This window comes from Variovorax sp. V35 (genome assembly GCF_041154465.1).
GTDB lineage: Bacteria > Pseudomonadota > Gammaproteobacteria > Burkholderiales > Burkholderiaceae_C > Variovorax > Variovorax boronicumulans.
Genome location: NZ_AP028666.1, coordinates 4,711,471 through 4,733,206, shown reverse-complemented (window position 1 = coordinate 4,733,206; position 21,736 = coordinate 4,711,471). Strand labels below are relative to the sequence as shown.

Below are 21,736 nucleotides of genomic sequence, written 5' to 3'. Positions count from 1 at the left end.
ACGCCTCAGGCCACGGCCGCTCTGGCGAGGGCGGCGTCCTGCTCCGGCGTTCCACCGGACACCCCGAGCGCTCCGGTCAGTGCCCCATCCGCGTCGAAGATCGGCAGGCCGCCGCCCATCAACAGCAGGCCCCCTGCATGGACGTGGTCGAAGTGCGGGACCGGGGCCCCTACCTGCAGCGGTGCGTTCAGCGATTCGCTGGGCATGCGGAACATCACCGAAGCGCGCGCCTTGGCCAGCGCCAGTTCGTTGGACGCCAGCCATGCATCATCCATGCGCGAGAAGGTCACGAGGTTGGCGCCGCGATCCAGGATCGCAAACACCGCGTTGAGGCCTGCATCCTTGGCCGCCTGGCGGCCGCGGGCCACGATGCGATGCGCCTCGTCGATGGCGATGTCAGGCATTCTGGGTCCACTCCGTCTCCTGCCATTGCTTGGCCACGTCGACCGTCGCGAACGGGCGCATCGTGCGATACAGGTGTTCCTTGGCAGGGATGATCTCGACCATCGCATCGATCATTTCCTGCGGGTCTTCCTGGTTGGCCAGGCCTTCGGTGAAGTCGGGCATCGGAACGACCGCGGTCTTGGGGTCGTACCACTGGACATGGCTTTCCACGCCCGTGTCGTTGAACCCGGTGAGGAAGGCGCCCGGATTGACGGTGGCCACCTTGACGCCGAAGGGCGCGAGCTCGACCTTCATCGAGCCCGCGATGGCCTCGATCGCGTGCTTGGTCGCGCAGTAGATGCCAAGGAAAGGCACCACCAGGATGCCGCCCATGGACGAGGTCCACACCACCTTGCCGGCGCGGCGGGCCACCATCTTGGGCACGATGGCCTGGACCAGTTCGAGGTGTCCGAACACATTGATGTCGAACGACTCGCGCGCCCGCTGCATCGGGATGTCGGTGATGGGCCCGGCCTCCATGACGCCGGCATTGAGCACCAGCACGTCGGGGTCGAAGGAGCCCGCGTGGGCGATATCGATCTTGTCGAGCAGGTTGAGTTTGATCACCTCCAACTCGACGCCTGCTTCGGCCGCATCGGCACGCAGTTCGCGAACCTGCGGCCATGTTTCTGCGCCGGCCACCACCTTGTGGCCGAGCCGCGCCAATGCAATGGCCGTGCCGCGGCCGAAACCCGAGCTTGCGCCCGTCATCAAGATCTTCTGGAACATGGATGAGTACCTGCGAGTGAATCGTGCATTCAGTCTAGGAAGCCCGTACGATCAAAACAATCCCATCAATTCTTGTTGTGCCGGTGAATCCCATTCATCAATTCAAGGGCTGTGACCTGCTCTCCCTGAATGTGTTCCTTGCCGTCGCGGCGCATGCCAGCTTTCGCGAGGCAGGAAAGGAACTCGGCATCACCGCATCGGCGGTGAGCCATTCCATCAAGGTGCTGGAGCAGCGCCTGTCGGTCAGGCTGCTCAACCGGACCACGCGCAGCGTGTCGCTGACCGATGCAGGGGAGCGATTGGCGGCCACGCTGCGGCCTGCACTCTCGTCAGTGGCCGGCGCCCTGCAGGAGATCGACAGCTTCGGCGGCATCCCGAGCGGCACCCTGCGGATCAATTCCAGCGAAGGCGCGATCCGCCTGGTGCTGCAGCCGGTGCTGGCGCGCTTTCTGCGCGAGAACCCGCAGGTTCACCTCGACATCGTGTGCGATGGAAAGCTCAGTGACATCGTGGCCCACGGTTTCGATGCGGGCATCCGGCTGGCGGAGGCCGTCCCGCAGGACATGGTGTCGATCCGCGTGGGTGCGCCGGTGCGTTTCGCCGCGGTGGCTTCGCCCGGCTATCTGGCGGCACGTGGACGACCTGCCGTGCCGCAGGATCTGCATGGGCATGACTGCATCCGCTTCCGCTTCGACAGCGGCGCGATCTATCGCTGGGAGTTCGAGCGCCACGGGAATGCCGAGACCGTCAACGTCAATGGTCCGCTCACCCTGACCGACCAGCCCTTGATGGTCGATGCAGCCATCGACGGCATCGGCATCGCCTTCGTGCCCGATCACCTCGCAGCCAGCGCGCTGAGCGACGGGCGACTCGAGCGTGTGCTGGATGCGTGGTGCCCGGCATATCCGGGCCTGTGCCTCTACTACCCCGGCCACCGGCATGTTTCCAGCGCGTTGCGCGCGCTGATCGCGCTGTTGCGCGAGGCGCTCCAGAACGACGTTCAGCACGAGCGCGCCTGAATTCGTGCGCGTGAGCGCAGGGCGCGCAGTCATCTGCGCAGCCACGATTTTTCTCAGCTGAATCCGCGGGCGAAAGGAACGCTCTCGGCATCTCCCTGGGGCGGAAATCCCTCGTCATTTCAACGCACCGAAGCCTTGCGTATCGCTGCACGAACGACACCCATGAACCCTGCGGCGTCGAGGGCGAAAAGGGCAGGGTCGTTTCAATAGAACTAAAGACAAGGCAGATTATTTGTGCATTGTTCCGGCAGTGCGCGCGACCTAAAGTTCCCGCACCGAACAACGAAGAGACAAGCTTTCTCTGCAAGGAGGAAGTCAGCGCGAATGCAACCGGTGCATGTGGGCTTCCGCCTGCGAAGCCGTGCGCTGCGCGTGTGCGAATGCCATGAACCCTTCCCTGGAATCGATCACCCGGCCCGACCCGAACGCTCCGCTGCTGCGTGTGCGCGACGTGGTCGTCAGGTTTGGCGGCATCGTCGCGCTCGATCAAGTGAGCTTCGATGTGCCCAAGCAGAAGATCGTTGGACTCATCGGGCCCAACGGCGCGGGAAAGACCACGCTGTTCAACTGCCTGAGCAGACTGTACGAGACCACTTCCGGCGGCATCGAACTCGACGGCCTTTCCATCCTGGACCTGCCGGCCCATGCGATGGCGGCACGCGGCATCGGACGCACGTTCCAGAATCTCGCACTGTTCCCGAGTGCGACCGTGTTCGAGAACATCCTCATCGGCTGCCATACGCGCAAACACGGCAATCTCCTGGCCGACATGCTCAGCCTGCGGCGCAGCCGGCAGGTCAACCGCGCGGCGGCTGCCGTGGCGAACGAACTGATCGCCTATCTGCGACTGGGCGACGTCGCGCACCGCAAGGTCGCGCAGCTGCCCTTCGGCACGCAGAAGCGCGTGGAGTTCGCGCGAGCGCTGGCGATGAAGCCCCGGCTGCTGCTGCTCGACGAGCCGGCTTGCGGCCTGAACCACGAAGAAGTCGAGGGCCTGGCCGAGCTCATCCGCGGGACGCAGCGTGACTTCGACCTGACGGTGTTGCTGGTGGAGCACCACATGGGCTTGGTGATGGGCATCTCGGACTGGATCGTTGCACTCAACTTCGGCCGCAGGATCGCCGCCGGGACACCTGCCCAGGTGCAGGCGAGCCCGGAGGTCATCGCGGCATACCTGGGGGAATCCAAATGACGCCGCTGCTGCAGGTGAAGAAGTTGTCCGCCTCCTACGGCGCCATCACGGTGCTGCACGGCATCGACCTCGACGTGAAGCGCGGCAGTGTCACGGCGCTGCTTGGCGCCAACGGAGCGGGCAAGACGAGCGCCCTGAGAGCCATCTGCGGTCTGTTGACGCGCAAGGGATCCATGGAGCTGGACGGCAAGCCGCTCACAGGCATGGGCACGGAGGACATCGCCCGCCTGGGCATCAGCCACGTGCCCGATGGGCGCGGCACCTTCACCCATCTGAGTGTCGAGGACAACCTGCGCCTGGGCGGGATTTTCCAGAAAGACAAGAAGCAACTGGCGTCCGACATCGAGCGGATGTACGAGTACTTCCCGATCCTCAAGGCGCGCCGCCTGCAGCAAGCCGGCCTGCTTTCGGGAGGGGAGCAACAGATGCTTGCCGTGGGCAGGGCCTTGATGTCGCGCCCTCGCTTGCTGCTGCTCGACGAGCCGTCGTTTGGCCTGGCGCCCAAGGTTGTCGCGGAGATTTTCGCGATCTTCCGCCAGCTCAACGAGAAGGAGGGGCTGAGCATTCTGCTGGTCGAACAGAACGCAGCCCTGGCCCTCGACATCGCGCAGGAGGCCTACTTGATCGAGACCGGCCGCATCGTCTTCTCGGGTTGCGCCGCCAGCGTGCAGAACAACGAAGGCATCCGTCGCGCATACCTGGGAGGCTGAACATGGAACTGCTCGTTCAACAGGTCACCGCCGGTCTTGCGACCGGTGCCATCTATGCCTGCGTCGCGCTGGCGATCGTCATGATCTACCGGGCCATCGGCCACGTGAATTTCGCGCAGGGCGAAATGGCCATGGTCTCGACCTACCTGGCCTGGCAGCTCATCGAGTTCGGACTGCCGTACTGGCTGGCCTTCGTGCTGACGCTGGTGCTGTCCTTCGTGCTGGGCGCCATGGTCCAGCACCTGCTCATCCGCCGGATCCGCAACGCATCGGACATCAACCAGATCATCGTCTTCATCGGCGTGCTGCTGGTGCTCAACAGTGTGGCCGGGTTCATCTGGAGCTACACCGTCAAGCCGTTCCCTTCGCCCTTCGGGACGGCACCTTTCATGGGCAGCCCTCTGGCCAGCGCACACCAGGTGGGAATGATCGGCGTGATCCTCGTCGTGCTGCTTCTGCTGTTCCTTTTCTTCCGCTTCACCCGCACCGGTCTGGCGATGCGCGCGGCGGTGAGCAATCCGAACTCCGCGCGATTGCTGGGCATCCGGGTCAAAGCGCTCGAAGCGCTGGGGTGGGGCATGGCCGCCAGCATCGGGGCCATCGCCGGCATCCTGGTGGCGCCCATCGTTTTTCTCGAACCGAACATGATGGCCGGCATCGTCATCTACGGCTTTGCAGGTGCCGTGCTCGGCGGCTTGAACAGCCTGCTCGGCGCGCTGATCGGCGGGCTGCTTCTGGGCGTGCTGGAAAACCTCATCAGCACCTTCGTTCCGGTCGTCGGCGGAGAGCTGAAGTCCACCATCGCACTGATCGCGATCGTGGTCGTGCTTCTGGTCCGTCCGCAGGGCCTCATCGGCAAGCCAACAACGCACAGGGTATGACCGCTTCATCCAACTCCCGCTCCCCAGCCGGCCGGTACGGCCCTGTGATCGCGATCCTCATTGCTGTTCTGGTGCCCGTGCTGGCGAAGGACTTCCTCGTCTTCCAGGCCACGCAACTGATGGTCTATGCCATTGCCATCATGGGCTTGAACATTCTGGTCGGCATCAACGGGCAGCTCTCGCTGGGGCATGGCGCTTTCTATGCATTGGGCGCCTACACCGTCGCCATCCTCATGGACGGCTACGGAATGCCCTATGGGTGGGCGCTGCCCGTCGCGGCGTTGGTCACCTTCGCCGCGGGCTTTGCCTTCGGACTGCCGGCGCTTCGCCTGGAAGGCATCTACCTCGCGCTGGCCACTTTCACGCTCGCCATTGCGCTGCCTCAGATCCTGAAGCTGTCGGTGCTCGACCCGTGGACCGGCGGCGTGCAGGGCATCTCCATCGCGAAGCCGGAGGCGCCGGCTTTCCTGCCGCTCAATGCGGACCAGTGGCTGTATGTGCTGACCCTAGCCATCACGTGTCTCGTCTACTGGCTGGCCAGGAACCTGATCGGCAGCAGGACGGGCCGGGCGCTCACGGCCGTGAAGGACAACGCGCTGGCCGCGCGCACGATGGGCATCAACGTCGCGCTCTACAAGACGTTGGCGTTTTCCGTCAGCGCCTGCTTCACCGGCATCGCAGGGGCTCTCAGCGCGATCGTCGTCCAGTACGTCTCGCCGGACAGCTTCAGCTTCTATCTGTCGGTGGCCATCCTGGTCGGGCTGGTGGTCGGCGGCGTCGGCTGGCTGCCGGGCGCTTTTCTCGGTGCCGCCTTCATCCTCTTCGTGCCCAACATCGCCGAGGGCGTGTCCAAGGGCCTGTCGGGCGCCGTCTACGGCGTGCTGCTCATCGCACTCATCGTGCTGCGCCCCGGCGGCTCGGCAGGGTTCGGCGCCGCCTGGCGCGGACTGCTTTCACGCACCGGGCGCACGACGCGCCAGATATCGCTTTCACAAGAAAAGGAGACAGGATCTTGAACACGCACACGCGCTTTTCCAGAAGAACCGGGCTCACGGCCCTGGCCGCACTGCTGATAGGGGGGCCGCTGACCGGACGGGCTCAGAAACGATACGGTCCCGGCGTCACCGACACCGAGATCAAGATCGGCAACACCAGCCCTTACAGCGGCCCGGGGTCAGCCTACGGCGCGATCGCGAAGATGCATGCGGCGTACTTCAGGATGATCAACGAGAAGGGCGGGGTCAACGGCCGCCGGATCAACTACCTTTCCTACGACGATGCATTGAGCCCGCCCAAGACTGTCGAGCAGACGCGCAAGCTGGTCGAACAGGACCAGGTGCTCGCCGTGTTCAATTCGGTCGGCACCGCGGCCAACCTGGCGGTCCAAAAGTACCTGAACAACAAGAAGGTGCCGCAGCTCATGATCGGCGCCGGCTCGACGCGGCTGATCGATCCGAAGACCTTCCCCTGGACCATCGGCTGGCAGCCGACGTACCACAGCGAAGGCGCGATCTACGCGAAATACATCCTGGCCAACATTCCCGATGCGCGGGTCGCCATCCTGTCGCAGAACGACGATTTCGGTCGCGACTATCTCGGCGGCCTCAAGGCGGGATTCGGCGACAAGGCCAAGAACCTGATCGTCTCGGAGACCACCTACGAGCCCACGGACGCCACCGTCGACTCGCAGATCCTCAAGATGAAGGCTTCGGGTGCCAACGTCCTGGTGAACATCACCACGCCGAAGTTCGCCGCCCAGACCATCAAGAAGGTGGCCGAGATCGGCTGGAAGCCGACGCACTTCCTGACCAGCATCTCGATCTCGATGGGCGCCGTGATGCGGCCCGCGGGCCTGGAGAACGGGCAGGGGATCATCAGCGCGGCCTACCTGATGGAGGCGACCGACGACCGCTGGAAGGACTACCCCGAGATGCGGGAGTGGAACGCCTTCATGGACAAGTACCTGCCCGACGCCAACAAGGCCGACTGGATGAACGTCTTCGGCTATGTGGCTGCGCAGGCATTGGTGCATGTGCTGCAGCAGTGCGGCGACGACCTCTCGCGCGAGAACCTGATGAAGCAGGCCGCCAGCATGAAGAACGTGCGCTTCAAGCTGATGCTGCCGGGCATCTTCGCCAACAGCAGCGACAAGAATTTTTTCCCGGTGCGGCAGCTGCAGATGGTGCGGCTGAATGGCCAGAAATGGGAGCCGTTCGGCTCCGTCATGGGCAGCGACGAATAGACCACGGAATCCAGGAAAGAACCATGCACGACTACAAGATGCTCATCGACGGCCAATGGCTGGGCGCTCGTTCCGGCCAGACGCTCGACACAGAGAATCCCTACACCGGAAAGCTCTGGGCCCGCATTCCCAAGGCGGCGCTCGAGGACGCGGACGCCGCTGTGCGCGCGGCCCACCGGGCCTTGAAGCAGGGCCCGTGGGGGGCGCTCACCGCCAGCGGACGCGGCGCGCTCCTGCGCCGGCTGGGCGACCTGATCGCCGGCGAGGCCGAGGCGCTGGCGCGCACCGAGGTCCGCGACAACGGCAAGCTCTTCGCCGAGATGCGCGCGCAGCTCAATGCCGTGGCACACATGGCGCACTACTATGCGGGCCTGGCGGACAAGGTGGAAGGCAGCGTGCCGCCGCCCGATCGCAGCGGCATGTTCACCTACACGCGCCGCGAGCCCGTGGGGGTCGTCGTCTGCATCGCGCCGTGGAATTCGCCACTGGCTCTGCTCGCGTCGAAGGCCTTTCCCGCGCTGGCCGCCGGCTGCACGGTCGTTGTCAAGCCGTCCGAGTACACCTCGGCCTCTTCGCTGGAGCTCGGTCGATTGTTCGAGCAGGCCGGCTTCCCGCCGGGTGTCGTGAACATCGTGACCGGCCTGGGTGCCGACCTGGGCGAAGCGCTGGTGACGCATGCAATGACGGCCAAGATCGCCTTCACCGGCGGCGAGGCGGCCGGTCAGCGCGTCAACGAATTGGCCGCGCGCGATTTCAAGAGCGTGACGATGGAGCTGGGTGGAAAGTCGCCCAACATCGTCTTCGACGATGCCAACCTGGATGATGCGGTGAACGGCGCAGTCGCGGGCATCTTCGGGGCTGCGGGCCAGACCTGCATCGCGGGCTCGCGCCTGCTCGTGCAGGAGAGCATCCACGACGCATTCGTCGAGCGGCTGGTGGCGGTCGCCAAGGTCGCGCGCCTGGGCGATCCGAACCTGCCTGACACCCAGATCGGTCCGATCGCGACCCGGCCTCAGTACGACAAGATCCTGAAGTACATCGAGATCGCGAAGAACGAAGGCGGCCACTGCGTGCTGGGCGGACGCCCGAGCGCAGAGCTCGGCGGCCTGTTCGTCGAGCCGACGATCTTCACCCGCATCCACAACGGCATGCGCATCGCGCGCGAGGAGGTCTTCGGGCCCGTGCTGTCGATCCTCACCTTCAAGGACGAGCGCGAGGCGCTGGAGATCGCCAACGACACCTTCTACGGCCTGGCTTCGGGTGTCTGGACCCAGAACATGGGCCGGGCGTTCCGGATTGCCAACGCACTGGAGGCTGGGACGGTCTGGATCAACACCTACCGTGCGCTGGGCGTGCACATGCCGTTTGGCGGCTTCAAGCGCAGCGGGCTGGGGCGCGAGAACGGCCTGGAGGCCATCGAAGGCTACCTGCAGACGAAGAGCGTGTGGCTCAACTACGACGCGCCGACCGCGAATCCGTTCGTGATGCGCATCTAGTGCCAGCCCAGCCCCAAGCCATCAGGAACAACGCCTCTCATGACACAGACAGAACAGTACGACTACATCATCGTCGGCGCGGGATCGGCGGGCTGCGTGCTCGCCAACCGGCTTTCCGAAGACGCTTCGAAAACGGTGCTGCTGCTCGAAGCCGGCCCCGAAGACCGCAGCATGTGGATGAAGATCCCCGCCGGGACGACCAAGGTCTTCCGGCCCAGCGCCGTCAACTGGGGCTACTTCACCGAGCCCGAACCGAACCTGCGCGGCCGGAAGATCTACTGGCCGCGCGGCAGGACACTGGGCGGATCGAGCTCGATCAACGGCATGGTCTATCTGCGCGGCCATCCGGAAGACTACGACCAGTGGGCGCGCCTGGGCAATCCGGGCTGGGGGTGGGATGACGTGGTGCCGTACTTTCGCAAGAGCGAAGATCAGCAGCACGGCGCCAGTGCACTGCATGGTGCCGGCGGCCCGCTGGCCGTGACCGACCCGGTCATCGACGACCCCGCTGGGCGGCTCTTCATCGAGTCGGCGATCAACACCGGCTCGCCCTTGCGCAAGGATTTCAACGACGGCGTGCAGGAAGGCGTTGGGCGGGCGCAAGTCACGGTGCGCGAGGGCCGCAGAAGCTCGACCTCCGTCGCCTTCCTGCACCCGGTGCGCGGGCGTGCCAACCTGCACGTCGCCGTCGAAGCGCTCGCCGAAAAAGTGGTGCTCGAAGGCAAGCGCGCCACAGGCGTGCGCTATTCGCAGCGCGGCGTCATCAAGCTCGCCACCGCCCGGCGCGAGGTCATCCTGTGCGGCGGCGTGATCAATTCACCGCAGCTTCTCATGCTCTCGGGCATCGGCCCGGCGGCGCATCTGCGCGAGCACGGCATCGACGTTGCCCTGGACTTGCCGGGCGTGGGCGAGAACCTCCAGGACCACCTCTATGTGTACTACGTGGCGAAGTGCGAGAAGTCCATCTCCCTGAACCACAAGCTCTCAGGACCGAACCTGTACGTCGAGGCGATGAAGTACTTCGCGAACCGCAGCGGCTACCTGAACATCGGCGCGGTCCAGGCGACTGCGTTTGCCCGCGTCGGGCCGCAGGCCACCCGACCCGACGTGGAGGTCAGCTTCCGGCCGATGAGCCTGAACATCAGCAAGAAGGGCGACATCGCACTGGACAGCTTTCCGGGCATCAATGCCTCATGCAGCTTGCTGCGCCCGCAGGCCCGTGGGCGCATCCGCCTGGCCAGCGCCAATCCGCGCGATTACCCGCGGATCCACGCAAACTACCTGGACAACACAGAGGATCTGCAGGTGATGCGTGAGGGACTTCGCTGGATACGCAAGACCTTCGAGACTGAACCGCTCTCGCGTTTCATCCAGAGCGAACACGCGCCGGGGAATGCAGTCCAGTCGGACAGCGAGTGGGAGGATTTCATCCGCGACTCGGCTCAGTCCGTCTACCACCCGGTGGGCACCTGTGCGATGGGCAACGACGGCATGGCTGTACTGGATCACGAACTGCGAGTGCGCGGCATCGACGGCCTGCGCGTCGTGGATGCCTCCGTCATGCCTCGAATCACCTCTTCCAACACGAACGCGCCTGCGATCATGATCGGGGAAAAAGGCGCCGACATGATCCGCGCGACAGAGGGGCGTTGACGCCAGATCCCCAACTGCCGAGAACTGGGTTCTTTCTGGTCCGTCGGTGTCGTCGGTTGGCCGCCTGCACATCGGCGGCGCTGATGTGATCTTCGTCAGGGGGCGTTTGGACAAAGCAGGTGGTTGTACCTCCGAAACCGGCCACTGGATCGGCGAACGAGCCGCTGCAAAGCAGACAAGCGCGGCTGGCTACATGCAAAGAAGGCGGGATGGGAATGAGTTCCTCATAAGCCACACAGTCGATAGCTGAAAACGGTGGCCGATCAGTGCGCAGGATCCATGCGCAGCCGGTACGCAACGCCATCGCGTCCAGGGTCGGCGCCGCCATGCAGGCCGTCGGCCTGTACCTGCACGCCGTGCACCCAGCCGATGGTGTAGTTGTACGGGTTGCGGCCAATGGCGTAGCCCTGTGCTTCCAGCGCGCGTGTGGTGGAACGCGGAATGCGGTTGCACACGTCGATGGAGTTGCTGGTGGACGAGAAGCGAGGTGCCGACACGGCTGCCTGCATCTCCATACCGTGGTCGATCACGTTGAGCAGCACCTGCAGCACGCCCATGGCGATCTGCGTGCCACCGGGCGCGCCGAGCACCACGTCGAGCTCGCCGTCCTTGAAGGTCATGGTGGGGCAGGACGAGGTGAAGCGGCTCTTGCCCGGCTGGATGCTGCCGGCGCGACCCGGACGCGGGTCGAACACGCCCATGCAGCCGTTGTACAGAAAACCCATGCCCGGGGTGATGATGCCCGAGGGCATGGCCAGCGAGTGGGTCAGGGACACGGCGTTGCCGTCGGCGTCCACCACGCTCAGGTGGGTGGTGTCGCGCGGCACGGGTGCGCCAGGGTTCACGCGCTCCACGTTGAAACGATGCCCCGTGCGGATCTGCTCGGCCACTTCCCGGGCCATGTCCTTGGACAGAAGCTGACCCAGCGGCACGTCGAAGAACTTCGGGTCGCCGATGCAGCGGTCCTTGTCGATCGTCGCCTTCTTCATGGCCTCGCACACCCGCTGCAGGTAGGCGGGGCTGTTGTGCTCCAGGCTCGCCAGATCGAAGTGCTCGAGGATGTTGAGCATCTCCAGCAGCATGGCGCCGCCGCCCGGGGGCTGGTTGGTCGTGATGGTGCGGTCGCGGTAGCGGCCCACCAGCGGCGGGTTGCGCTGCACCTGATACCGGGCCAGGTCGTCGAGCGTGATCAGCGCCCCCAGCGACTGCAGGTGCGTCACCATTTTTAGCGCCAGGTCACCCTGGTAGAACGGGCGCGCACCTTCTTCAGCAATTTGGCGCAGCACGGCGGCCATGCCCTCGTTGCGCAGCGGCGCACCGATGGGCTTGGGGCGCCCGTCAGGGCGGCAGTACAGCTGGCGGCTTTCCTCGCAGTACTGCAGCCGCTCCAGGTTGCCGACGCGGCCCATGGTGGGCTCGTCGATCCAGAAGGCGTGCATGCCGGGGCGCACAAAGTAGCCGTCCGCGGCCCAGCGGATGGCGGGCTCCACCACCTGCTGCCACGGCAGGCGGCCGTGCGCCTGATGCATGGCCTCCAGGCCCTTGAGCGTGGCCGGTGTACCGATGGACTGGGGGCCGATGTCGTTGACGCGGCCTTTGAGGATGAAACCGAAGCCGTCCTTGGTCTCGCCCTCGAGCAGGTGCTCCCACATGTTTTCCCTGGCCGCCAGCGGCGCGGGCGAGTGGAAGTCGAAATATTCATGCACCTGGGCGCCCGGCAGGTACACGGCGGCGGTGCCGAAACCTGCGATGCCGCACATCAGCGGATCGACCACGGTCTGGGCCAGCGCGGTGGCCACGGCGGCATCCACCGCGTTACCGCCTGCGCGCAGGATGTCGATGCCGGACTCGGCGGCCTCCGGCTGCGGGCAGACCACCATTGCTTCTTTTTTCATGAGGTGTGATGACGAACCCCTTGCTGCATCGGCGATACGGCAAGGGGTGAAGATGGAAGAAAAAGGGGGGCGGTGCTTGCGCGGTCGCCGGCTTACTTGGCGCTGAGGTTCAGTGCCCCGAGCGTGGGCCCCCAGGCCTTGGCGTCACGCGCCGCCGTTTCCATGACGAGCGCGGAAGGGCCGGACATGGGGATCACGCCCATGCTTTTGAGCTTGGCCTGCACGTCGGGACTCTGGTGGAAGGCCGTCGTCGCCTTGTTGAGCTTTTCCACGATGTCGGCCGGCGTGCCGGCGCGCGCCACCACGGCACTCCAGCCCATGTTGTCAAAGCCCTTCACGCCCAGCTCGCCCAGGGTGGGCACATCGGGCAGCTCAGGGGTGCGTTGCGGCGACAACACGGCCAGTGGATTGAGCTTGTGGTTCTTGATGTGGGGCAGGGCGGTGCCATACACCGGTGCCATCACCTCGGTTTGCCCGCCAATGGTGGCCAGGATGCCGTCGGCCTCGCCCTTGTAAGGGATGTGGGTCATCGAAATGCCCAGGGCGTTGGACACCAGCTCGACCGCCAGATGGGTGGAGTTGCCCAGGCCGGCGGACGCGAAGTTCAGCTTGCCGGGCGCCGCCTTGGCTTTTTCCGTCAGATCCTTGAGCGTCTTGATGCCCGTGGCCGGGTTGGCCGACAGCACGAACGGCACGGTCGTCAGCATGGTCACGCCAACAAAATCCTTCTCGGGGTTGTAGGGCAGTGGCTTGTAGGTGAACTGATTGAGCACCATCAGCGACACGCTGCCCAGCAGCAGGGTGTAGCCATCGGCGGGCGCATTCAGCGCGTTCTGTGCGGCAATGAGGCCGCCCGCACCGGGCTTGTTCTCCACCACGATGGTGGCGCCAATGGCCTTGCCTGCGTGTTCAGCCCACATGCGCGCGATCGTGTCGCTGCTGCCGCCCGGGGCCTGCGACACGATCAGGCGCACGGGACGACTGGGGTAGGAGGCTTGCGCGAACACGGTGGTGGCCGTGGCGGCTGCGACCGCGACACCCATCAGGATCTTGTAGACGTTCGTGATTGCTTTGGGCACAGGGATTCCTCAGAGGGTCTGTCATGGAAGATGAAGTAATTTTCATGACAACCCCTGCCATCTGCCTAGTGAAAATGCAAAATGGATGCATGAAGGTTTACTCATGATCGAGCGTTCGGAAGGCCTGTCATGGGCACGAGGCATCAAGGTCCGGCATCTGGAGTCCTTTCTGGTGCTGGACGAGGCGGGCACGCTGACCGAAGCGGCGGCGCGGCTGCACATGACGCAATCCGCCATGTCGCATTGGCTGGCAGAGCTCGAACGCGTGGCGGGTACGCCGCTGGTGGTGCGCGGGCGCAAGGTGCAACTGACGCCTGCCGGGCATCTGCTCAAACGCCTGGCCATCACGGTGCTGGGCGATATCGCCCGCACCGGCCTCGAAATGCATGCGGTGGCTGCGGGACGCGTGCCGCGACTGAACGTGGGCAGCGTCTGGGCAGGCATCGCCGGCGGCCTGCCCGAAGCCGTGACCGCGTTCCAGCAGCGCCATGCCGATGTGGCCGTGTCCATCCACGACGGCCTGTTCGACGACCTGCTCAAAGGCCTGGACACCCGTGCCATGGATGCCGTGATCGGCGTTCTGGATGCGCGGGCGCACCAGCCGCAACTGGCGCACCACGTGCTCTTTGACGACCGGGTGAGCATCGTCATCGGCCAGGGCAGCAAGCACTGGAACAGCAACCAGCCGCTGGGCTTTGCCGATGTGCTGCGCGAGCATTGGGTGATGCCGCCCCTTGGCACGCTCACTCGCATCCAGATGGACGCCTACCTCATCGAGCAACAGGCATCGTGGCTGGTGCCCAAGGCAGAAACCGCCTCGTTGGCCATGATGCAGGCGCTGCTGCAAAAGGGCGACTATGTCGGCGTGTGTGCGGAATCCATGGCGGACTACATGGCCTCGCTGGGACTGTTCCGCAAGGTCGCCATCGATTCGAACATCCGCTTCGGCCCCATCACCGTGGTGTGGAACCGCGAGCACGTCTCGGCCACGCTCATGGATTTCATTGCCTGCCTGAAGGCGCATGCGCGGGGCTTGCCTGCCGCACACGTGCAGGAGGCGCCCAGCGCTTAGCGGCCGGCCAAGGCAAGTGTCTCAGGTCGAATCGGAAGCTTCGTAGACCACCACTGCCGCGGCCAGGTCCTCCAAGGCGGTGCCCACGGCCTTGAAGACGGTCCGCCCGTCACCATCGGCGCGTCCCTTGATCCGGCCCGTGGCCAGGTCGGCCAACTCCCCTGCCACATCGTCGGCGGCGAACACGCCGCGCGACAGGGGCCCGAGCAATTCGCCACTCTTTTGCAACGCCTCTTGTGTATCGAAAAACAGACGTGCACCCGCAAAGCAGGCGTCGTCGGCTTCGCGCATCTGCGGCGTGAAACTGCCGATCAGGTCGAGGTGGCTGCGAGGCCGCAGCCACGCGCCCTGCACCACCGGCTGCGTGGCGAGCGTGGCACAGCTCACGATGTCGACATCGTTCACCGCCTTGGCGAGATCCGGCGCAACGGCCGCCTCGATGTTCTGCGCGCACAGCCGCGCAGCGAGTGCCTTCGCCGCAGATTCGTCGCGGTCCCACACCACCACGCGTTCGATCGGACGCACGGCACGGTAGGCCTCGGGAATCAGACTGCCGACACGCCCGCAGCCGACGACCAGCAGGCTGCGCGCATCGGCAGGCGCGAGATAGGACGCGGCCAGGGCCGAGGCGGCAGCGGTGCGGCGCGACGTGATCTCGTTGCCGTCGATCTGCGCCAGCGGTTCGCCCGTGCTGGCGTCGTACAGCACATAGGTCGAGAACAGTCCGGGCAGGCCGCGTTGCGCGTTGTCCGGGAAGATGGTCACTGTCTTGATACCCAGGTAGCGGTCGTGCTGCCACGCCGGCATGACCAGCACGGTGCGGGGCGAGGCGTCCGCCTCGGCCTGGAGCGAATGCGTGTGCCGCAAGGGCACCTCGCAGCCGGCGATGAACATCTCCCGAAGGGCCGGGATCAGGCGGTCGAAGGGCAGCGCACGGCGGGTGCTTTCGGTATCGATGATTTTCATGAGGTCGCGGAGGGAATCGGGTGAATGAAAGTGCCGGCCGTCATGCCTCGAGCACCACGTCTTCGAGCGGGATGGCCTGGCAGGCCAGGCACACGGCCGGGTCTTCCGGTTCGCTGCCGTGCAGATGGCGCACCTTGCCGCTCAGCACGCGCACCGCACAGCTCTCGCACTGGCCCACACGGCAGCCGCTGGCCATCTGCACGCCGAGCGATTCGCCAAAGCTCAGTAACGTGCCCTGCCGGGGCGTCCACGTTGCGGGGGCGCGGCCTGAGCGCGCAAAGCTGACGGTGAAGCGCTGGTCGCCGTCGGTGGGCGGCGTGGTGGGCGAGCGGAAGACCTCGCTGAAGATGTCGAAGCGCGGAACGCCCCGCGCCACGAGGCCGGCGGTCACCGCGTCCATCATGGCCGGCGGTCCGCACAGGTAGAAGCGGGCGCGCTGAGCGATCAACGCGTCGTCCACCACGCTCGCGTCGATGAAGCGATCCGACTGGTAGTCGATGCCCTGGCGCTCCTGCGGCTGTGGTGCGTTGTAGTGGTCGACGACCTGCAATTGCGGCAACCGCGCGCGGTGCTGCGCAATGCGCTCGCGAAACGCGTGGGTCGTGCCGTTCTGGTTGGCGTAGTAGAGCCAGATGGCCGGCCCTAGCGCGCCGTCGGGCAGCGATTCGAGCAGGCTGATGAAGGGCGTGATGCCGATGCCGCCCGCGAAAAAGACCAGCGGCTGCGGCGAGTGGCGCGGCAGCACGAAGCCACCGGACGGCGCCCGCAGCGCGAGGGTGTCGCCGACCTTCAACGCGCGGTGCAGATGGCTCGACACGCGCCCCTCGTGCGGCGTGCCGTCGGCCGAGCGGCCGCGCTGGTGGCGCACGGCCACGCTGTAGCTGCGCCGGCCCGGCACCTCGGCCGCGCCCGTGAGCGAGTAGGCGCGCGTGACCTGCGTGCCATCGTCCAGATGCAATTGCATCTCGATGTGCTGACCGGGTCGGTAATCGGGCAGTTCGCCGCCGTCGACCGGCTCGAAGTGGATGCCCAGCACGCCGTCGGCCTCGGGCCGCAGCGCGCTGATGCGGAAGGGGCGGTAGCCGGACCACTTGCGCTGCCGCACCTCGGTGGCCGGGTCGCGTTCGATGTCGCAGAGAAACGAGCGATGCGGCACCGAGCCGCTCACCGGGTCGCAACTGTCGGCGGATATCAGCGCGTTGAAGTTGCTGCCCAACGCGCCTTCAATCGGCAGGCCGTCGCGGTCGAGCTCGGGGCAGCTCTGCCACCAGCCGAACTCGGCCACGATGACGTCGTCGGCCAGTTGGGGCGTGACGCGTGCGACGAAGCGGGCCTCGCCCACGCGCGTGCGGATGCGCATCCAGTCGCCGTCGACGATGCCTTTGGCGGCCGCGAGTGCGGGGCTCAATTCGGCCACCGGATCGGGCGCGCGCTTGCGCAGCGAGGCCAGACTGCGGTGCTGGCTGTGGCAATAGAAGCCGTTCTTGGCCGAACTCAGCACATAGGGAAAGCGGCCCTGGCGCGTGGTCTTCGCATCGCGCGGCGTGTCTGCCGGTTCGACGAAGGCGGCGACCGGCGGCTGGCCGTGGCGCAGCAGGGTTTCCGAATAGAGCTCGACACGGCGCGTCGGGGTGTCGAAGCCGCGCACGCCGGTGGGCGTGGCGCGGGCGTACTTCTGCTCGCTCGCGTCGATGGCGCAGGCCATGCCTTCGGGTCGGGCACGCAACTGGTCGACCGTGAGGCCGAGCGGCTCGAGCATGTGGTTCCAGCCCGCGTCGAGGCTACCGCCGAAGAAGTCGTCGCCCATGCCCAGGCGAACGGCCAGGTCGAACAGCACGTCGTTGTCGGCGCGCGATTCACCGCGCGGCGTGACCATGCGCTGGCGCAACTGCACCCAGCCGGCCGCACGATCGTCGATCTCGAAGCCGATGCGCAGGCCTTCGCGCTCCCAGGGTGTGTTGACCGGCAGCAGGATGTCGGCGTACCGGGCGGCGGGTGTTTCGAACAAGTCGCAGTGCACGTGGAATTCGAGCTGCGACAGTGCCTGGTGCGCGAGCGCGCTGTCGGCCTGCGATACGGGCAGGTTGGTGCCGAAGGCCATCATCGCGCGCACCTTGTAAGGCTCGCCTTCGAGAATCGCGCGGTAGGTGTCGCGCGCCGTCACCCAGCCGTGTGCGGGAGGGCCGATCGGGCGCTGCGCCAGGCCGAGCGCCTTGGCGCGCTGCGTATCGGGCAGCAGTGAGAGCGAGTTGACGGCGTTGACGCGCGGACCGACGCGAACGCGGTTCGCACCGATGCGGTCGAAGCTGCCGCACAGCGCATACAGCGTGGCGACTGCGCGCTCGGCTTGCGTCGCGTTGGTGTGCTGGCCGATGCCGGTCCAGGCGTGATAGGCCACGCGACGGCAAGTGCCGAAGAGGTCAGCGACCGCGCGCAAAGACGCTTCAGCAACGCCGGTGATGCGTTCGACATTCGGCGGCGTGTAGTCGGTGCAGCCCCGGGCCAGCAGTTCGAAGGCAGGAGCGCACGACACGCGATGTGCGCCCACATCGACCTCCACCGCGCCGCGCAGGCGGAAGTGGGCGGCGTCCTGGGTTTGCGCCGCCTGCTCGGTGTCGTAAGGCACCGCGCGGTTCAGTGCGTCGTTCCACGCCACGAAGCGGTTGCCCTGGGCATCGGGCCACAGGTCCTGCTCGCGCAGGAAGTGTCCGTTGTCGCTGCGCACCAGCAACGGTGCGTTGGTCCACGCGCGCACGAAACCTTCGTCGAAGCGCGCGTCCGCGATCAGCAGGTGGATCAGCCCCAGCGCCAGTGCCGCATCGGTTCCAGGCCGTACGGGCAGCCAGGTGTCAGCCTGCCGCGCGAGCGCCGTGGGGCGCGGATCGATCACCACCATCTTCGCCCCGTTCGCGCGGCCTCGGCCGATCGCGTTGGCCTGTGCCAGCCAGGTGTTCGCAGGGTTGTGCCCCCACAGCACGATCAGGTCGGCCTGCGCGTAGTCGGCCGCAGGCATGCCGCAGCCGAAGGTGAAGGCGTGCGCGAAGTCCTTGTGCCAGTTGCAGACCTCGGTCGCGTAGCAGATGTTGGGGCTGCCGAAGAGGCGCACGAAGCGCTCGATCCAATCGATGCTGTCCGTCAGCGGCGTGCCGCTGGGGGTGGTCACTGCGAACACCACCGACTCGGCACCGCTCTCGGCCTTGATGGCACTCAGGCGGTTGGCGGTCTCGGCCAGCGCCTCGTCCCAGCCGATGCGCACCCAGCCCGGATCCGCTTCGGTCTTGGGCTTCGTGCGGCGCATCGGGTAGCGCAGACGGTGCGGGCTGTGCACGAGCTCGGGCGCGGCCTTGCCCTTCATGCACATCGCCTGGCCGGTGGGGTGCGAGGCGTCGGGCCGAACCGACACCAGCATGTCGCCCTGCACCTCGTTGAGCGTGCCGCAGCGCGAACGGCAGAGCGTGCAGTAGCCCTGCCTGGTTTGCGTGGGCGCCGTCGTCGTCATCACTTGCATCCGGAATCTGCGCGGCTCAAGCCATCACCGGCGCGACATAGCTCAGCGTGCGCCCGAAGGCCCAGAGCATGAAGAGCACCAGCGGCGCATGCACCAGCAATTGCAGGAAGGTAAAGCCCACGATGTCGCGTGCCTTCAGCGACAGCACGCCCAGCAGCGGCAGCATCCAGAACGGGTTGATCAGGTTGGGCAGCGCCTCGGCCGCGTTGTAGACCTGCACGGCCCAGCCCAGGTGGACCCTCAGGTCGTTGGCCGCTTGCATGACGTAGGGCGCCTCGATGATCCACTTGCCGCCACCCGAGGGAATGAAGAAGCCCAGCACGGCGGAATACGCGCCCATCACCACGGCGAAACTGTCGACGCTGGAGATGCTCACGAACAGATGCGCGATGCGGTCCGACAGCGTGATGCCTGCGTCGCCCTTGGCGCCGGTCAGCATGGCCGCGATGGCGCCGTACAGAGGAAACTGGATGATCACGCCCGCCGTCGACGGCACCGAACGCGACACCGCGTCGAGAAAGCTGCGCGGGCGCCAGTGCAGCAGCAGTCCGATCATGAGGAACAGCAGGTTGTAGGTGTTGAGGCCCGAGATCGCGATCAACGGGCTCTTGGCCATGAACTCCTGCGCCAGCCAGCCGAAGCCCAGCGCGCACAGGAGCAGCGTGAGCAGCGGGCTGCGCTCGAACCACTCGCCGGGGCGGCGCTCGGCGGACTCGGCGGAAGCGGGCTTGGCTTCCGTGAGGTCCACGCCCAGGTCCTGCGCCGTGACCGCGTGCTTCGCGTCGGGCGCCGACCACAGTGCGATGGCCACCGACACGACCATCAACACCAGCGCCATGGCGACCGATTGCCACAGGAAGATGGTCTGGCTGAACGGGATCACGCCGGTGATGTCGAGAATGCTCTTGGGCAGGCTGCTGGCGTTGGCCTGCAACTGCGCCGCCGACGAACTGAGCCCCAGCGCCCAGGTCGCGCCCATGCCGAGGTAGGCCGCCGCGCCGCCCGCGCGGTAGTCCATGCGCAGGTCGAGGCGGCCGGCCAGCGCGCGCACATAGAGCGCGCTGAAGATCAGCGAAATGCCCCAGTTGAAGAGCGACAGGATCATGCTGATCGCCGCCACATACGCGATGGCCTGACGCCCCGACACGGGCAGAGCGGCCAGCTTGCGGATGAGTCGCGCCGCCGGCGGCGAGGTCGCCACCACGTAGCCGCCGACGGCCACCAGCGCCATCTGCATCGTGAAGACAATGAGGCTCCAGAAGCCGTCGCCGAAAGACTTGGCCACCGCTTGCGGGCTCGATCCGTTCAGTAGCGCGGCGCCCGCGACCACCACCACGGCGATGGCCGCGAACACGAAGGCGTCGGGAAACCAGCGCTCGGCCCAGGCGGTGAAGCGCAGGCCCAGGCGGCTCAACAGCCCGGCATCGGTCGAGGCCTCCTGGGGTACAGGAGGGCGGGCGCCGTGGCCGGCGGAAGTGTGTGATGTCGATGGCATGGGGTCTCCTGCTACTAACTGCTGCTGGAACTGTGGGCGTCCTCGTCACACGCCTGACATGGCGTGCTGCCCGGATGTTAGGAATTGCCATCGACAATTCATAGTCTCTATTTTCAATAGAGCGATATAGGATCAATCTATGTCGATAACGATCAAGCAACTGCAGCACTTCGTGGCCGCAGCGCACACGGGGCAGGTGTCCCGCGCAGCCCAGCGCTGCTATGTGAGCCAGCCGTCGCTGACCACTTCGCTCAAGAACCTGGAGTCGACGCTGAAGGTGCAGCTCTTTACGCGGCACTCCGACGGGCTGCGGCTCACGGTGCAGGGCGAGGGCTTTCTTCGGCATGCGGAGCACATGCTGCACACGCTCGATGCGGCGGTGGAGGAGACCCGCAACTCGGTGTCCTCGGTCGAGGGGCGGGTGCAGATCGCCATCACCGACACCGTGTCCGAATACATGCTGCCCAAGATCATCGGCGCGATGCGCAGGCAACTGCCGCTGGTCGAGTTCGAGCCCGTGGAGCGCAACCGGCTGGAGATCGAGAACGGCCTGCGCAGCGGCGAGTTCGACCTGGCCGTGGTCTTGGTGTCTAACCTGTCTCGTGCCCCGGACATCCGGCGCGAGAACCTGCTGAAGTCGGAGCGCCGTCTGTGGACTTCGTTCGACCATCCGCTGGTGGCGCAGAAGTCGGTGTCGCTGCGCGAGATCGCGCAGATGCCCTTCGTGCTGCTGGACATGGACGAGCACGTGGAGACCGTGGGCCGCTACTGGAGCGCGATGAAGCTCAAGCCCAAGGTCGTGTTCCGCACCAAATCGATCGAGGCCGTGCGCAGCCTCGTCGCACAGAACGTGGGTGTGACCATCCTGTCGGACCTGGTGTTTCGCCCCTGGTCACACGATGGTGGGCGCATCCGCAGGACAGTGGTGTCGAGCGCGGTGCCCTCGATGGACCTGGGGCTGGCCTACCGGCGCGGAGCCGTTCTTTCCGAAGCCACGGCAGCCTCTGCAAGCACTTTGCGGTTGCTGGCCAAGACGCTGACGAGAGAGTCACAGCCGCGGATGGATGACGAGCCGCTGTAGCTTTCGAGTGGGCCGCTTCAGTTGCAGGTCCAGTGCTCGCTGATGCACTTGAAGGTTGGCCGACTGTAGCCAGTCGGGCGCAAGCTTCGGCACCGCTTCACGGCCGCCGAGCCCGGTGCATCACGGTCACTCGGTGGCCATCCGACGTGATCAGCTCCGCTGCCGCTCATAGGCTGCGACACGCATGGCAGGCGTGGGGTGAGCGACAGCTACCGGCAGTTGTCGCCCAGTCGTCGAAGGCGGGCTTATCGCAAGCCAGAAGAATCGCGTTCAG

General features: G+C 65.9%; 17 protein-coding genes. 10 read left to right on the top strand and 7 right to left on the bottom strand.

What is annotated here, in order from left to right:
* Positions 1–5: 5 nt before the first annotated feature.
* Together ACAM42_RS21765 and ACAM42_RS21760 are read right to left on the bottom strand one after the other, a co-directional pair.
* Complete coding sequence (locus ACAM42_RS21765; RefSeq protein WP_062482487.1) at positions 6–404, bottom strand: heme-binding protein; 399 nt, start codon at positions 402–404, stop codon at positions 6–8.
* Complete coding sequence (locus ACAM42_RS21760) at positions 397–1,173, bottom strand: SDR family oxidoreductase (RefSeq protein ID WP_369629367.1); 777 nt, start codon at positions 1,171–1,173, stop codon at positions 397–399. Before ACAM42_RS21760 ends, ACAM42_RS21765 begins: the two co-directional genes overlap by 8 nt.
* 83 nt (positions 1,174–1,256) lie before the next feature.
* On the opposite strand from ACAM42_RS21760, the gene ACAM42_RS21755 reads away from it, so the two are divergent.
* From ACAM42_RS21755 to ACAM42_RS21720, 8 genes are all read left to right on the top strand, one after another.
* Positions 1,257–2,192, top strand: a complete 936-nt coding sequence (locus tag ACAM42_RS21755; protein WP_369629366.1) for a LysR family transcriptional regulator — start codon at positions 1,257–1,259, stop codon at positions 2,190–2,192.
* Positions 2,193–2,577: 385 nt separating this feature from the next.
* Entirely contained in the window at positions 2,578–3,384 is an 807-nt protein-coding gene (locus tag ACAM42_RS21750; protein WP_159276182.1) for an ABC transporter ATP-binding protein, read from the top strand.
* Complete coding sequence (locus ACAM42_RS21745; RefSeq protein WP_369629365.1) at positions 3,381–4,094, top strand: ABC transporter ATP-binding protein; 714 nt, start codon at positions 3,381–3,383, stop codon at positions 4,092–4,094. The genes ACAM42_RS21750 and ACAM42_RS21745 overlap by 4 nt, the downstream gene beginning before the upstream one ends.
* Before the next feature lie 2 nt (positions 4,095–4,096).
* The gene (locus tag ACAM42_RS21740; RefSeq protein WP_062471874.1) at positions 4,097–4,975 is read left to right on the top strand and encodes a branched-chain amino acid ABC transporter permease; all 879 of its coding nucleotides are present in this window, start codon (positions 4,097–4,099) and stop codon (positions 4,973–4,975) included.
* Between the two features lie 44 nt (positions 4,976–5,019).
* Positions 5,020–5,991 (top strand): branched-chain amino acid ABC transporter permease, encoded by a 972-nt coding sequence (locus ACAM42_RS21735; protein ID WP_255221053.1) that lies wholly within the window; start codon positions 5,020–5,022, stop codon positions 5,989–5,991.
* On the top strand, positions 5,988–7,217 hold the full coding sequence (locus ACAM42_RS21730) for an ABC transporter substrate-binding protein (protein ID WP_159276185.1): 1,230 nt from the start codon (positions 5,988–5,990) through the stop codon (positions 7,215–7,217). The genes ACAM42_RS21735 and ACAM42_RS21730 overlap by 4 nt, the downstream gene beginning before the upstream one ends.
* A gap of 23 nt (positions 7,218–7,240) precedes the next feature.
* Positions 7,241–8,713, top strand: a complete 1,473-nt coding sequence (locus tag ACAM42_RS21725; RefSeq protein WP_369629364.1) for an aldehyde dehydrogenase — start codon at positions 7,241–7,243, stop codon at positions 8,711–8,713.
* A 39-nt stretch (positions 8,714–8,752) separates the two neighbouring features.
* Complete coding sequence (locus ACAM42_RS21720; RefSeq protein ID WP_369629363.1) at positions 8,753–10,366, top strand: GMC family oxidoreductase; 1,614 nt, start codon at positions 8,753–8,755, stop codon at positions 10,364–10,366.
* A gap of 263 nt (positions 10,367–10,629) precedes the next feature.
* Here the strand turns inward: ACAM42_RS21720 and ggt are convergent, their stop codons facing one another.
* The gene (gene ggt / locus ACAM42_RS21715; RefSeq protein WP_369629362.1) at positions 10,630–12,261 is read right to left on the bottom strand and encodes a gamma-glutamyltransferase; all 1,632 of its coding nucleotides are present in this window, start codon (positions 12,259–12,261) and stop codon (positions 10,630–10,632) included.
* A gap of 92 nt (positions 12,262–12,353) precedes the next feature.
* Positions 12,354–13,340: a tripartite tricarboxylate transporter substrate binding protein gene (locus ACAM42_RS21710; RefSeq protein WP_082818001.1), complete on the bottom strand. Its 987-nt coding sequence runs from the start codon at positions 13,338–13,340 to the stop codon at positions 12,354–12,356.
* 103 nt (positions 13,341–13,443) lie between these two features.
* Here ACAM42_RS21710 and ACAM42_RS21705 point away from each other — a divergent pair, with 103 nt between their 5' ends.
* Entirely contained in the window at positions 13,444–14,412 is a 969-nt protein-coding gene (locus tag ACAM42_RS21705; RefSeq protein ID WP_369629361.1) for a LysR family transcriptional regulator, read from the top strand.
* Positions 14,413–14,433: 21 nt separating this feature from the next.
* Here ACAM42_RS21705 and ACAM42_RS21700 read toward each other — a convergent pair whose 3' ends face one another.
* From ACAM42_RS21700 to ACAM42_RS21690, 3 genes are read right to left on the bottom strand one after another with little or no spacing between them, the layout of a single operon-like run.
* Positions 14,434–15,378 carry an ornithine cyclodeaminase family protein gene (locus ACAM42_RS21700; RefSeq protein WP_369629360.1) on the bottom strand — a complete coding sequence of 315 codons (945 nt, stop codon included), beginning with the start codon at positions 15,376–15,378 and terminating at the stop codon, positions 14,434–14,436.
* A gap of 40 nt (positions 15,379–15,418) precedes the next feature.
* Positions 15,419–18,886 (bottom strand): molybdopterin-dependent oxidoreductase, encoded by a 3,468-nt coding sequence (locus tag ACAM42_RS21695; RefSeq protein ID WP_369629359.1) that lies wholly within the window; start codon positions 18,884–18,886, stop codon positions 15,419–15,421.
* Positions 18,887–18,902: 16 nt separating this feature from the next.
* Entirely contained in the window at positions 18,903–20,381 is a 1,479-nt protein-coding gene (locus ACAM42_RS21690) for a short-chain fatty acid transporter (RefSeq protein WP_369629358.1), read from the bottom strand.
* A gap of 139 nt (positions 20,382–20,520) precedes the next feature.
* Here ACAM42_RS21690 and ACAM42_RS21685 point away from each other — a divergent pair, with 139 nt between their 5' ends.
* Positions 20,521–21,462, top strand: a complete 942-nt coding sequence (locus ACAM42_RS21685) for a LysR family transcriptional regulator (RefSeq protein ID WP_369629357.1) — start codon at positions 20,521–20,523, stop codon at positions 21,460–21,462.
* Positions 21,463–21,736 lie beyond the last annotated feature (274 nt).